Genomic DNA, 14,218 nt, shown 5'->3' with positions numbered 1-14,218 from the left:
TTACCGCCTTCCTGTCTTTCTGGACGAAGTTGCATTGAGAACGATACCCAGGAGTTCGGCGTTGACTTCGCGAAGAGCGTCAACAGCGCGATCGAGCGCATCGAATGGTGTCTGGCCGCTGCGGACCACGATAATCGAGCCGTCGAGATGCGGCGCGACCGCCTTGGCATCGGACGAGCCCGGCATGGAGGGAAGGTCAACGAGGATGAGATCGAAGCGATCCTTCAGGTCGGCGAAGCTGAAGGCGATGCGTTCGGAGCCGATCCGTTCGCCCGGCGTCACATCCTGAAACGCGCCGACGGGAAGTATCGTAAGCCGTCTTTCCACCCGGCTCATGAAATCGATGTAGGCCTGTCTGTCGTCCAGCATTTCCATCAGGCCGATCGACTGCTCCGCCGTGAAGGTTCTGCTCAGCGTCGGGTTGGCTGCGCTCGCGTCGATCAGCAGCGTCTTCGAGCCCGAGGAGGAGGCAAGAATTGCGAGATTGTAGGCGATCGTCGTTGCGCCGGCCTTGGAATCCACGCCGACGACGCCGATCAGATTGGCTTTGCGGCTGCGACGCATTCCCGTGACGGTCGCTTTGAGATTGCGCAGGTCGCGGTTGAAGCCGCGGTTCCAGGCGGCATTTTCCTGGCCTAGTCCCTGAACGCGCGGCAGGCTCAATATGGGGCCGTTCTGGTTGGGTTTGCCTCCCGCCAGCGCTACCGCGCCGATGCAGGGCACTGCGGTCTCAACCGTGATGCGATCCATCGATGTGACGACGCGGCTCGCAAAGTGTCGGATGATGGCAACGATCAGGCCGGTGCTGAGGCCAAGGACGACAGCAAATGCCATCAGAAGAACACGCTTCGGCTGGCTCTTGGACACCGGCACGATCGCGCGCGAGACAAACATCGCGTCGGATACAGGATAGGAAATCTTCTGCTTGGCTTCCGTCCAATTCAGAAGATAGGTCTCGTAAAGGCGCCGGTAGGTGTCCGCGACGCTTTTGAGCTCGGACAGCTTGAATTGGTCACCGGGATTACCCGAGGATTGGAACTGGACCACCGCACGGTCGGCGGTAAACACTTCCTCTCTAAGGGTCGCGACGCGTTGCTCCAGCCATTCGCTCGCCTGCTGGGCGGACTGCGATTTCATCAGCACGTCATGGGCGATATACTGTTCAGCGATCGCATTTGCGAGCTGGGCCGACTTCTTGGGGTCGATGGAGCTTGCAGTTATCTCCATCACATTCGACTGGCCTACCTGGCGCACCCAGAGTTGGCCCCGAAGAGCGGAAATGATGTAGTTTTCGGTGGGATCGTCGAGGTTGAAACCTGTCTTCTCAACCTTCACCTCCGGCGTACCGCCAGAGGATATGGCAGAGGCAAGGGAGCGCAACCCACTTGAAACCGAAGCGCGGCGGGCCGTGAATTCCGGGTCTTCATCCAAGTTCATTTCCCGGATGACGCCTCGCAGGACATCGCTGGATTTTACGATTTCCAACTCGCCTTCGACGAGTGCCTCATCGAGCGAGGGTCGTTGAGAGCCCTCAGCCTGTACGGTTTGCGGGCTGAAAAGAAGCTGCACGCTTGCGACGTAAGTGGCGGGCGTGATGATGACGTAGAGCAGCATTATCAGCGAGAAGAATACGGTGCAGCCCGCAATAAGCATCCAGTTGTCGAACAGGAAGCGAATGAGCCGGCTGATCTGAAGCGGCTTCTCGCGAACGGTTTCCGTCGATGTCGGATAGGCAAGGGTAATGGGCTGATTATACACGGCTCACCTCCCGGGTTCGGGGCGGAATGCCAGAAGGTGCTTCGATGGTTGCCGCAATGGAGGATTGAAGCACGGGATTGGGCGGAGGCCAGGGAAGGCCGTGCCGACGCCGGTCATCACGACCGCCATGTGCCAGGCTTGAAACGGGGCCGAGGCCGTAGCCGGCCGCAAGGCCGGCGGTAATGCCGAAGAGCGGCCCAAGATCGATCGCGCCGGCGGCTATGGACGCGGCGACGAATTGGGAGATGCAGGAAAGGAGAGCGGCAAGGCCTATTATGCCGTCCGGTCCTTCCTTCTGGTCACGCTGGAGGACGAAGCGGATGAGGCTGAGGAAGAAAAATAGGCAGATCACTGTCCCGGGAATGCCGACATTGGCGAGCAGGGCAATGAGAAAGCTTGATGTCCTGATGCTGCCAAGCCCCGCACCCATTCCGCTGGTATCGAAGAAGGACGCGATCGCCTGCTGGTTCCACCGCATCCTCTCCTCGCCGGATTGTGATTCCAGCTTCGTGGTCATCGTAGCGTGGATGAGGTTGCTGACGCTCTCGGAGACGGAGGGGATCAGCATCACGGCCATGACGAGCAGAGGCAAGGCAAGGAGGCATGCTGCAATATAGGTCAGGTGTCGGTAGCTGGCTTTGCGTTGCAAGACGCGGCTAATGCAAAAGGCAAGCACGATCAGCCCTGTCAGCCCGGTCGCCAGATAGGCAGTCGTCGAGGTGCACAGGACGAGAGATACCGCTAGTGCCGCGGTGATCGTCCCAAGAAAGCGGGCTTGAAAGCCCTCGAGCTTGAGAATGAGGAGGAAAGAAAACAGCGCCAGCGCCGCATAACCAAAGGCGCCCGCTTCCGTGTATGAGCCGACAATACGCTTGAATCCCTCGACATCACCATCGTCCAACATGCGATAATTGGCATTGCGGATGGGCGAGAGGAGAAAGCTGGTGCCGGTCAGGTAAGTGGCCATGTCGGCGATTGCGAAAAATATGCAAACGCCGCCCGCGACGATCAGCGCCCGCGCGAAAATGACAAGGCCGCCCAGCCGGCTGATGCCGGCGACGATCGCAAAACAGGCAAGCCCGCCCAGCATGTAAACGGCCTGGGTCAGATTGCTCGCATTCGGTGTCAGCGGGTTCACGACAATGCCGTGCATGCCTTCGCCACGTGCCAACGAATAGACGAGGGTCACGCCGGTGAAGATTCGCGGAAGAAAGAAGGCCGTCAGAACGCCGTAGATGATGAAAAGCGTGTACCAGAAGCCCGGCCCCGGATAGGAAAGAGAGGAAAAGGACGCCGACAGCGTCCTTGGCCGCAACGCGACCGCGAAGGCGAGAAACAGCAGAACGAAGTGAAACGGCTGAATACTGGTGCCGCCTAGCCCCGGCATAAGCAGAGCGGCGGCGGAACCGAGAAGCGCACTGAGGCAAAGTACATAGGCGCCTAAGTTCAGGCCGAGGAAAATCGTAGCTATTCCAAGTATGGCGACAATTATTCCGATCGGCTCAACACTCATGTCCTGACCTGTCGTGAGAATTCAAATGAAGACTGCGTCGGCGGGGCCCTAACGGGCCCAACCATCTCAATAGGAACCACGTCTGAAAAAGAGAACCGGCAAGGTGCGAAGCATGATGTTCATGTCCTTCGCTCCGGACCAGGTCTTGCAATAGTCGGTATCCAGCCGGACGCGCTCCTCATAGGAGACGTCGTTTCGGCCGCTCACCTGCCAAGCTCCTGTCAGACCGGGCCTGACAGCCAGATAATAGACCGCGTCGCGGCCATACCTGCGCAATTCGTCGGCTGTTATGGGGCGTGGGCCGACGAGGCTCATTTCACCTTTGATGACATTGATCAGCTGCGGCAGCTCATCAAAGCTTAGGCGGCGCAGAACGCTGCCCGCCACCGTCACGCGCGGGTCTGTCTTCAGCTTCTGCGTCGTTTTCCATTCAAGAGCGGCTTGCGGATTTGCGTGCAGATATTGATCAAGACGGGCCTCGGCGTTGCAGCACATAGTCCGGAATTTGAGGCATCCGAACATGCGACCTTGGAAGCCTATTCGCTGGTGCACGAATAAGATTGGGCCGCCGTCCTGAAGTTTGACGATGAGTGCAACCATGATGAGAATTGGCAGGATAAAAAATAATGCTAAAGATGCAAGAAAGACATCCATAGTCCTTTTGAATAACCCACCTACCGCAAAGGAAGTATTCATCATACCTTTGCCTGTTATTTTGCTCGTAATATATCCCTCGGAGGGCTTGGATACGGAAGGCTCTCGAAGATTTCTTCTCACGCGAAACCTCCTATTTTCTACACACTTACTATCGGTCACCCCATACATAACGTCATTCCACTTCCCCTGTCTGTGACCAAGGTCATAGTCAACGGCAAGATTCACCTTTATCTTCTACGGGGTTGTGCCAACCGTCATGCCAAATTTATCCCGTTGAACTTCAGAGTCTGCAACTTAGGCGTTTGTGACTCCGCAATATGTTGAGGAGATTGTTATGCAGGATGATGTTCAGAGCACCCAGGATCGGCTCCGTATAAGTCAATGTGGATTCTTTTCTGTAATAGGCTCTGATTTGACGGAGAGGCTGCTCAAGACGCGAACTGTCCGCTGCTATGAAAAAGGCGCGTTAATCTCCCAGCGGGACGAACCTTCGAACCATATCCTGTTTATGCAAAGTGGTGCCGTGAAGGTGCTAACATACCTCCTCGATGGGCGGGAATTCGTGGTCGACACGCTGATGCCCGGCAGCATATTTGGCGAGATCGATGTCCTGCGGCGCACGAAGCCGCTTTTCCAGGTCCACGCTTTGACCTCCTGCGAAATCTGGTCGCTAGATGGAAAGCTCATTCGCGATGCCGTCGAGACGGACCCGAGCCTGTGCGCAAGTCTTTTATATTATGTGGTACGCCGGGTAACTGAACTGGAAGACCGGCTCATCAATCTTGCGAAGCTGAGTGTTTCATCTCGCCTCGCCAATACGCTGCTCCGCTTATCGGCCGGCGAGACGCAGTACGGCACCGGTGAGGCATCATACGGTCCCGAATGCATGACGAGGACGATCAACCTGTCGCAGCACGAACTGGCGTCCATGTTGCCGGCGTCGCGCGAAAAGGTGAACAGGTGTCTGAGAGAGTGGGAGCGTAGTCGGATAGTCGATCTGGCGCCCGGCGCAATCACGATCACAAACCCACGCGCATTGCACGCTTACGCGGTCTGTTGATCCGGCTGGAGATGGCAAAGCCGCGCCAGCACGTAGTCAGCCTCTACAGGAAAGCCATCGTGCCGAAGCACGACATTGGTGGCTTTTCAGTATCGGACGATTCCTCAGCCTGGTTCGCCGGGCGGAGTATTCCAAGTCGAACATCTTCCTGATAGCCACGGATCGCCCGATGTCACAACCAGTGTTGCCCATGGTCGTACAGCGTGAATATCGCCGCACCGGCGAAGCCGCCCGTCCTTCCATGATGCATACCAATTTTCACGGCGTTATCGACGATGAGGTTGGTGCGGACGGTGCTCAAGCGGCAGTTCGCGTGGCTGATATCGACCGGGTCGTCATTATCAACGACTTTTCGGCAACGAATGGCGGCTGCAGCGGCCTGGCGCTGCTTTCACTGCGGCTGTTTAGGCAACTCGGCATTCCGATCACGTATATCTGCGGCGACGAGGGCGATCCACAATTGGCCGGTCCGGCCGTCGAGGTGGTGGCGCTCGGCGGTGAATCCATTCTGACGGCAGATCCGGGCTCGAGCATTGTGAAAGGCATTCACAATGCCGCTGCCAAGGCGATGGTTGCCCGGTGGATCGAGGCACATGATACGCCGCGCACGATCTATCACGTTCACGGTTGGGCAAAGATATTGTCGCCGGCAATTTTCGTCGCGCTGTCGCGGGTGGCGGCTCGAACCGTTATCCACGCGCATGATTTTTTCCTGGCCTGCCCAAATGGCGCTTTCTACGATTATCCTTCCCAGAAGCTATGCGATCTGGAGCCACTGAGCCTCAAGTGCATCACGACCCAGTGCGATAAGCGCAATTACGCCCAAAAGTTGTGGAGGGCGGCCCGTTCGTCGAGATTGCACGCTCTGCTGTCGAATGGGAAAGCGCCTTTTAGCAATATCATTCTGATCCACGAAAAAATGGCGCCGCTCTTCGAGCGTTCGGGGTTTCCCGAAGCTTCGCTTCATACCCTGCGCAATCCGGTCGTTCCCTTCACCAAGGAGCGGGTTCGCGCCGAAGAGAATTCGGAATTCTTCTTCGTCGGCCGGCTCGACACGGAAAAGGGAATCGAGGATGTCGCTGCTGCCGCGGTTGGAGCAGGTATCAGGTTGAATGTCATCGGAAATGGGCCGTTGGCAAAAAACCTTGCTAAATACGGCCCGTCCATCCGTCTCCTCGGTTGGCACACGCACCAGGAAATCGCCGCCCGTATCCGAAAGGCGAGGGCGGTTATCTTGCCGACACGGTATCCGGAGCCTTTCGGTCTCGTGGCGCTGGAGGCGTCGCTCAGCGGAATTCCGGTCATTTTATCCGACAAGGCATATCTGGCGGACGAAATGGTCTCAGCCGGTGTCGCGATAGGCTGCGATACGACCAATTCGGAGGCATTCCAGGCAACGCTACGGCGCGTTGCCTACATGCCTCGCGAGGAGATCCGGGCAATGAGCATCAGGGCCTTTGAAGCAGTCGTGCGACCCGCCACGACCCCAACCGAATGGCGGGATGGACTTATCGGGCACTATCAGAACTTGCTAGAGCAGAAGGATCCGGCATGACTGACAATCCCGGTTTGGCGTCTGTTTCCAATCTGCCATCGGTCACCGGCCGCAAGGAAGACACCTGGGCTGTTCAGACTGATATTGCCGGGTTGCGATATGCGCGGGGTACCGACGAGCCACCACGCCTCAGGCTCCTGAATGTGAAGTATAGTCCCAATCTCGGCGACGGCCTCATCGCGGAATGCCTGGAAAGAGCAGCTATTGCGCTGGGTGCCGGCAATGATACCTGGTCGGTCGACCTCGCCGGACGCAAGCGCTATGGCGAGGCATCCGCAGGTCGCGCGCAGATCCTGCTGGCGCTCGACCGCATGCCGAAAACATTGCGCCATCGGATCATCCGCCCTCTGCTTGCAGCGCAGGCCCGGCGAAAGTGGCGTCCCCACTATGCCGATGGCCTCAAGGGCGCAACGGGCGCCGCGATCGGGGGCGGCAATCTCATATCGGATCTGGATCTCAACTTCCCGACAAAGCTCACCTTCGCCGTAGCGGAACTGGAACGGTTGTCACTGCCATTCGTCATATATGCCACTGGCGTTACTCTGGGGTGGACATCGCAGGGCACGAGCATGTTGAGGGAGGCATTTTCAAGCAGCCTCCTGCGCAAGGTCTTCATGCGGGATCACCAGTCCAAGGTATTGTGGGATCAGAGATTCGGCGAATCTCTTGGTATCGAGGCTCGGATCGTGCGCGATCCCGGCCTGCTGGCGTCGGATTTCTTTCCACGCTCGTCCCAGAGCAGCGAGCGACGGTCGCCTGTGGCGGGCATCGGCGTGACAAGCCATCTTGCTATCCGATACCACACCAACTCCGCGCCGGATCCGGCCTATCTGAGAGATTGGTATATCGAGCTCGTGCGGTCATTCGTCTCCAAGGGGTTCCAGACCGTTGTCTTTACGAATGGCAGCCCGGAGGATGTGTCTTACCTGGAGCAGTTGCGGCCCTACCTGGCTGCCGCTGGCGGGGCCGCTGTCACGTTTCAGCAGCCGCGTACGCCGAAGGAGCTCTGCGCGGTCATTTCCGGCCTTGATGTTCTTATAGCCCACAGGCTGCACGCGATAATTGCAGCATATTCCTACGGCGTACCGGCACTTGGTCTCTCCTGGGACCGAAAATTGCGCTTCTTCCTGATGTCGGTCAGTCGAGAAAATTGGCTTTGCGACCTGGAGAAAACGACGGCGCAATCAGCGGTCGAGCTTGCTTGCCGCACCGCCGCGGAAGGCATTTGCGAGAAGAGGCGCAAGCAGGTGCTTTGGGAGACATGGGAAGGCGTTTCACAGCTCTTGGAGGCAGTCGCCGGACCGTCCTCCCACGCGAAGCAGTTTGAATGGGGAAGGGAAGACGTCGAGACCTCTGCAATGCATTCCTGAGGAAGAGGCATGCGCCTCGATCTTGGAAGCATGAGTAAGGGGGCTTGGTCAAACGGCTTCTGCATTTTGTTTCTAAGCGATAACTTCAATGGAGAATCGAGCATGCGCGTGGCGATCGTTCACTACTGGCTCGTCTCGATGCGGGGCGGAGAAAAAGTCATAGAAGCCCTCTGCGACCTCTATCCCGAGGCCGACATCTTCACGCTCGTCTATGACAAGGAGCGCGTCTCCGAAAAGATCAGAAGCCGCAACGTAAAGACCTCCTTCCTTCAACATATCCCGGGTGCAGTGCGCAATTATCAATCGCTGCTCCCCTTGATGCCCTTTGCTTTGGAAAGCTTCGATCTCAGCGGTTACGACCTGATAATATCGAGCGAATCCGGCCCGGCGAAAGGGATCATTCCGCCGCCGCACGCGCCGCATATATGCTACTGCCACTCGCCGATGCGTTATCTCTGGGATCACTACCAGACATATCGCGCCAATGCCGGGCATCTGCCGCGCATGATGCTGCCGATTGTTGCGCCCATGCTTCGGTCATGGGACGTCAGCACCAGCATGCGTGTGGATCGGTTCGTTGCGAATTCCTATCATGTCGCTGCGCGCATCCAGAAATACTACCGTCGCTCTGCAACGGTCATCTATCCACCCGTTGCCGTCGGCGATTTCAAGCTGTCCAATGAATCGGATGATTTCTATCTCTGCGCCGGGCAGATCGTTCCCTATAAGCGCATCGATCTTGCCGTGGCCGCGTTCACCAAATTAAATCGCAACCTCGTCGTCATCGGCGAGGGCAAGGATATCGACCGCCTCAAGCAGATGGCCGGACCGACAATTCAGTTCTGGGGAAGGGCGCCGTTTCCTGTCCTACAGGACGCGCTTGCGCGTTGCCGCGCTCTCATCTTTCCGGGTGAGGAGGATTTCGGAATGGTGCCGGTCGAGGCGATGGCAAGCGGCAAGCCGGTCATCGCATTCGGACAGGGCGGGGCATTGGAAACCGTCGTTCCCGATCTGAGCGGTGTGCTATTCTACGAGCAATCTGTCGATGCGCTGATGACGGCAGTTCAGGAGTTCGAGGAAAAGGAGGCCGTCTTCCGGCCCCAGCGAATTCGCTTGCATGCTACGCACTTCAACCAGGAGCGGTTCAAGGAGGGAATGCGAGCTGTCGTCGACGAGGAGCTTCATGCCGCAAGAGCCGGTCGCCCCGAAAGAGCGGATGGGGTCTCTCACCACACCGTCACTCTGCCGGTCGGTGCAGTGCAGGCGGTCCGAACAACGGTAGCGTCTTCGCACTAGATCCATTCGGCAGTACGGGTAGAACTGACGACATGTGCCTTCCGCACTGCCGCCGTCTCGGGGGCGGATGGCGCCGGCCGTCTCAACGATGGATAGGGTCTTTCCATAAAACCTCTTCCGGTTTTTCGACCGGATCTATATCGAGGTTTACGACCACGGGCTCCTGACCGGTGCGAACCAGCACGCATTCCAGTGTCTCGTCGCGGCTGGCATTGATTTCCTGATGCGGGACGTAGGGCGGCACATAGATGAAATCGCCGGGACCGGCTTCAGCCACATATTCCAGGCTTTCGCCCCAGCGCATCCGCGCCTTTCCCTTGACGACGTAGATTATGCTTTCCAGATCGCCATGATGATGTGCGCCGGTCTTCGCATTGGCGTGGATGGTTACCGTGCCGGCCCAGATCTTCTCGGCACCGGCCCGGGCGTTGCTGATTGCGGTTGCGCGGTTCATGCCGGGCGTCTGGGCGGTATTCGGATCAAGCGAATTGCCGGGAATGACTTTCACGCCGTTATCACGCCAGTCGATCGGTGCGTGGTGATCGTGGTCATGGTTGTGATCGTCCGTCATTTTGTCCTCCAGATATCAGTAGATATATCGATCGCAGATAGCGCAGGCGAGATGCGAAACATCAGGCTGCCTGCCTATGCTCGGCCACGATCTCTTCGATGATCCGGCGAGCGCTGATTTCCGCCGGGTGTGCCCCGCCACCATTGGCATATGTAATCAAAGCCTTCCATAAGGCCCAGCCACGGGCGCGTGCCCATGTCGCATCATCCGCTGACATGGCCGCACGAAAGGCTTCACGGCTCTGGCCTCTCAGAAATGTCCACGTAATAACGAGGTCGCAGGCAGGATCGCCGATCGCGCAGCTGCCAAAATCGATGACAGCGCTCAGGCGCCCATTCCTGACAAGGAGATTACCGACGCTCACGTCTCCATGCACCCACACGGGCCTATCTCGCCATTCCGCCGACAAGGCGGCATCCCAGACGCTTGTCGCTCCACCCACATCGATTTCGTCGCGCAATCTCTTGATTGCCGCTCTGGTTTCCGCATCGTAGACGCTCAACGGTCCGCCGCGAAAGAAATTCTTCTGACCCGCACGCGGGCCGTCTGTCGCGTCGATCCGCTGAAGAGTAATCAGGAATTCGGCGATATCGACGGCGAATTCCGGGAGATTGCAGATGTGTTCGAGGGAAGCCGTGTCACCATCTATCCATTCATAGATTGACCAGGGCCAGGGATAGCCTTCACCCGGTACGCCTGTTGCCAGAGGGACGGGGATGGGAAGCGGCAGATATGGCGCCAGCTTCGGCAGCCAGCGATGTTCCTTCTCGACTTGGGGAACATAACGCTCAGCGCTTGGCAACCGCACCTTCATGCGGTCGCCGAGATGGAATGTTGCGTTATCCCATCCGTTCCATTTGACTGCCTGTATGGGCAGGTCGGCCCATTGCGGAAATTGCCTTGCCACCAGACTGCGCACGAGCGGAACGTCTATAGAGAGCCTTCCGCTTCCTGCCATCGAATGTCCTTCCCCTCAATTAGCCTGCACTCGATCAGGATTGATCGAGCGCCAACTTGATCTCGGAGACGGCGGCCGAAGCGGGCAGCAAGGGGGTACGGATTCGCTCGCCGAATTGCCGCTTGAAGCCGAACACGTTGGAAATGAGACCCTTGGTAAACAGTCCCGGCCCGCTCGAATAAGTGCGCCAGCCGCCGTCGACGGCGATCGTCCCGCTCTTGACGCGATCCCAGTCGCTTGATGCCTTGTAGCGGTCATGAAAGGCTGCGTCGCTGCTGCTGAAATACGTATTGCGCTGGCGCAACGAGGCATTCGGCAGACGGTCCGTCACGGCGATTGGATTGGCCAGCGCCAACGCGTTCCAGACCTCTTCCGCGTCGCCATCCATCACAAGCGCCTCGCAATAGCGAAGATGTGCGTGGACATACATCAGGCCGATCTCGCGACCGAAGAAGGACGAGGATTCGGCGCGGCGGAATAGCGTTTCCGGGCCGCCGGCATAGGTGGCGGGCTTTTCCATGAGCCGGGTGCCGTCGGGGAAGAGCAGATGCTCCCCGATCAGCTTCAAATGGCTGTGTCGCTGTTCCGGCGTGAACAGGCCGCCGATCATCGCCTGTGTCATCGAGATCAGGGAATAATTCAGGCCCGTGCGCTGATCTTCCGGATGCAGCAGCAGCTCCACGCCGTCATGGCTCGGATCGAACAGGCCATAGCCGGCAACGATGCCGTCGCGGATGAGGTGGCGGTTGAAATCCAGCTTCATCGCCGCCGCCGTCTCGGCGAGCGTCTTTGCCTGTTGGTCGTTGCCGATCCGGTCCATCAGGACGGAGTAGCGAACAACCTGCTCGTAGAGTAGCGACACTGTCCAGCTGCTGACCATCCAGTCGCGCAGATGCGGGTCGGCGGGCTGCAGGGAGTCGTTCCAGTCGCCTTCGCCATATCGGATCAGCGATGTGCCGGGAATGAAGCGGTCGCGGACCGTCGCAAGCAGTTTGTCGATATGGTCCGCGATGGTGGCGGTTTCATCCGTTTTCTGCATGGTGTCGTCGGCGCGCCATGAGACGGCCTCGTCGAGGAAGCCGAGATCGTCCGTCGCTTCGAGATAGTCGCAAAGCGCCTTCAGCGGCCAGACGACGATATCGCCGTGGCTTTCACCTGCGCGGATGTTGGCATAGGGCTCCAGCATGAACCATTGCGGCCAATCTCCGCGGTCGCGGTACTGCTCCGAAAAGGTGGTACGCAGGATGTCCTTGACCTCGGCATCATGTTCATAGGCCAGCAAGAACTCGATCGGTCCCTGGCACACATCGCGGGTGCCCCACGCAGCGCCCGTATATTGCTCAAGACCATGCGGCACGGTGAGATGCACGAGGGCATCATGCGCAAGCCATGGGACCATCGTCGCCTGGGCAGCCGCATGCTCCCCTGTGCCCGTAAGTTGGAAGCCGCGCGTGACATGGTCCCAGAAGCGCATTGCTGGCTCCAGCATAGCTTTGCTGTCCACGCCGGCCGCATAGCGCTGGGCGAGATCTCTGGCTTCTCCGGCATCGGTCATCGAGCCGGTGACTGCGAAGGTCAGCGTCCGCGTCGCGTGGGATCTGAGTGCAACGAAGGGACCGTTGCGAGCGACGCCATCCGTATAGAGAAGCTCGTCGCCACCGATGACCTCGATCGCGTCAGGCGTCGACGTTACCAGCGAGTAGGAGGCCTCGGGGTAACGCTGGCCCCAGAGCCAGTTCGGGTCCGGCGTGAAGGTAACGCTCTTCCGTCCGGCCTCGAATTCGATGCGGCTGCTTGCCTCATATTCGCGCTCGCCAAGCACCAGTTGGCCGAAGACCAGGAAGCGGCAAGGATTACCCTCGACATTGACCGTCCATTGCATCGCCGGATCGTCTCCGGAAGCGATTGCCGTCACGGTGATGGTGCTGTCTGCAAGTTTGTATATCCAGCGGCAATCGCTGAGGCCCATGTCGAAGACGGACGGCACGCCGAGCAGCTGCCAGCCCTGCGCTGTCTCGACGAGGATGCGCAGGCCGCTTGCGCGCGTCAGATTGTAGGGATCGCGCGAAACGGAAAACAGCTTGTGGAATGAGGTATTGCCGATCGTCAGCTGTGCCGCGAAGATGCCTTGCATCCAGCAGGTCGCAGCCAGCGTCTTGTCGTCGAGCAACATGTTGTGGCCGCTGCGCACGATCGAGCCGTGCCGCCGCGCAACGATCAGTTCCTTGTCGCGCAAGACGATATGACGGTTCTGAAGGCCATCGGGGACGAAGAAGGAAAGCAACCGGCCATCGACACGCTCCTCCAGCTGCCGGGCCGGATAGAGCCGCCCAATCGCCGCCTCGTCCAGCGACGATGCCTGCGCCAGCGGTGCGTCCTGCACGAGGCTGCGGACAGTAACTGTCTCGGCGGTGCTTGCAGTTACGGGCGTCTTCGCAGCTTGCGAGATCCCATCGAGACGCGAAAGATCGGCATCGCTGGATGCTTCTGGATGGTCCGCAAGGAACAGCGCGAAAAATGCAGTGGAGACGGCTTTGCCGGGCGCAAGCGTCAGCGTCTTCGACTGTATCGTGGGGCAGGCGACTTCATGCTGGCGGCGCTCGCTCGGCAGGCTGGTGCCGAAAGCCGGAACCATCTCACCGTCGTTGCTGCCCGCCGGAAAAACCAGCTGGATCGCATCGGTCGCATAGGCTGCCGATCCGTCGATGCAGCCCTGGGCCAACCAGGGACTGCGTCCGCCGCCTTGCTTCAGGTTCTGGCGGTTCATGATGACGGCGCCGAAGGTCGGATGCACGGCAATATGATGATCGACATACTGCGAGGCATAGGCCTCGCTGTTCATCAGGAAGCCGCGGTCGCCGAGGCCGACATCCTGTACGAGGATGAGATCGGCCGGTACAGCCGTCTTGCCCTGGTTTTCAAGTGAAACGCGCCAGAACCAGGTCGCCTCCTTCGGAAGCAGCTCCAGCCGGACGGTGTGGCGAACGCCGCTGGTCTCGCCGGTCCAGGAAAAACCACCTGCATCCTTGCTGAACTGGACCGCCGCCTTTGGGCCGACGATTTGCGCAACGCGGGGTTCAGCCCCGCCAATCCGCAGATAGAGCCGTCCGATACCACCATAGATCGGCGAGCCGAGCACCTGGTTTATCATGACGGATCCCTTGGGATCGCCATAATCGATCGAAAACAGGGTGCCATTCGGCAATGCTGATACCGACAGGCCGGCTTCGTTGTTCAGCGTGAAGAGACCAAGCTCTTCACGGCGGGGCGTTTGAAAGCTGCGACTGGATTCGGAGGACATGATCAAGGTCTCGCTGATTCAGGATGGGGGAGACTAAACCATAGGCACTCATGCCATAATAGAAGGAAACGCACGTTTTTTTTAAGACAGGGAGCGCATCCGCTTGAGCAGCTCCGCGACCGGTATCGATCTTGTGCCGGACCCGATATGATGAGGCTGCAGCATATTATCGCATGGAG

10 protein-coding genes are annotated in these 14,218 nt (G+C 58.7%); 4 read left to right on the top strand and 6 right to left on the bottom strand.

Annotated features, from left to right (window positions below; translation table 11 throughout):
- The 3 genes from DTW90_RS33840 to DTW90_RS33830 form a co-directional block, all read right to left on the bottom strand.
- Nucleotides 1-1,758, bottom strand: coding sequence for a Wzz/FepE/Etk N-terminal domain-containing protein (locus DTW90_RS33840; RefSeq protein WP_132523401.1), 1,758 nt, complete (start codon nucleotides 1,756-1,758; stop codon nucleotides 1-3).
- The gene (locus DTW90_RS33835; protein WP_149344209.1) at nucleotides 1,751-3,271 is read right to left on the bottom strand and encodes a hypothetical protein; all 1,521 of its coding nucleotides are present in this window, start codon (nucleotides 3,269-3,271) and stop codon (nucleotides 1,751-1,753) included. Before DTW90_RS33835 ends, DTW90_RS33840 begins: the two co-directional genes overlap by 8 nt.
- A gap of 66 nt (nucleotides 3,272-3,337) precedes the next feature.
- The gene (locus DTW90_RS33830) at nucleotides 3,338-3,970 is read right to left on the bottom strand and encodes a sugar transferase (RefSeq protein ID WP_132523399.1); all 633 of its coding nucleotides are present in this window, start codon (nucleotides 3,968-3,970) and stop codon (nucleotides 3,338-3,340) included.
- Nucleotides 3,971-4,262: 292 nt separating this feature from the next.
- On the opposite strand from DTW90_RS33830, the gene DTW90_RS33825 reads away from it, so the two are divergent.
- The 4 genes from DTW90_RS33825 (at nucleotide 4,263) to DTW90_RS33810 (ending at nucleotide 9,209) form a co-directional block, all read left to right on the top strand.
- Nucleotides 4,263-4,988, top strand: a complete 726-nt coding sequence (locus DTW90_RS33825) for a Crp/Fnr family transcriptional regulator (protein WP_132523398.1) — start codon at nucleotides 4,263-4,265, stop codon at nucleotides 4,986-4,988.
- Between the two features lie 169 nt (nucleotides 4,989-5,157).
- A complete protein-coding gene (locus tag DTW90_RS33820; RefSeq protein ID WP_132523396.1) occupies nucleotides 5,158-6,543 on the top strand; it encodes a glycosyltransferase family 4 protein in 1,386 nt (461 codons plus the stop codon).
- A complete protein-coding gene (locus DTW90_RS33815; RefSeq protein WP_188080149.1) occupies nucleotides 6,540-7,913 on the top strand; it encodes a polysaccharide pyruvyl transferase family protein in 1,374 nt (457 codons plus the stop codon). Before DTW90_RS33820 ends, DTW90_RS33815 begins: the two co-directional genes overlap by 4 nt.
- A gap of 102 nt (nucleotides 7,914-8,015) precedes the next feature.
- A complete protein-coding gene (locus tag DTW90_RS33810) occupies nucleotides 8,016-9,209 on the top strand; it encodes a glycosyltransferase (RefSeq protein WP_132523392.1) in 1,194 nt (397 codons plus the stop codon).
- A gap of 82 nt (nucleotides 9,210-9,291) precedes the next feature.
- Here DTW90_RS33810 and DTW90_RS33805 read toward each other — a convergent pair whose 3' ends face one another.
- From DTW90_RS33805 to DTW90_RS33795, 3 genes are all read right to left on the bottom strand, one after another.
- Nucleotides 9,292-9,780: a cupin domain-containing protein gene (locus tag DTW90_RS33805; protein WP_132523390.1), complete on the bottom strand. Its 489-nt coding sequence runs from the start codon at nucleotides 9,778-9,780 to the stop codon at nucleotides 9,292-9,294.
- A 61-nt stretch (nucleotides 9,781-9,841) separates the two neighbouring features.
- Nucleotides 9,842-10,738, bottom strand: coding sequence for an aminoglycoside phosphotransferase family protein (locus tag DTW90_RS33800; protein WP_149344205.1), 897 nt, complete (start codon nucleotides 10,736-10,738; stop codon nucleotides 9,842-9,844).
- A 34-nt stretch (nucleotides 10,739-10,772) separates the two neighbouring features.
- Complete coding sequence (locus tag DTW90_RS33795; RefSeq protein WP_149344203.1) at nucleotides 10,773-14,039, bottom strand: cellobiose phosphorylase; 3,267 nt, start codon at nucleotides 14,037-14,039, stop codon at nucleotides 10,773-10,775.
- Nucleotides 14,040-14,218 lie beyond the last annotated feature (179 nt).

Origin of the sequence: Neorhizobium sp. P12A, assembly GCF_008365395.1 — a bacterium.
Lineage (GTDB): Bacteria > Pseudomonadota > Alphaproteobacteria > Rhizobiales > Rhizobiaceae > Rhizobium.
The sequence above is the reverse complement of the archived record's forward strand: the minus strand, read 5'-3'. Positions and strand labels throughout refer to the sequence as shown.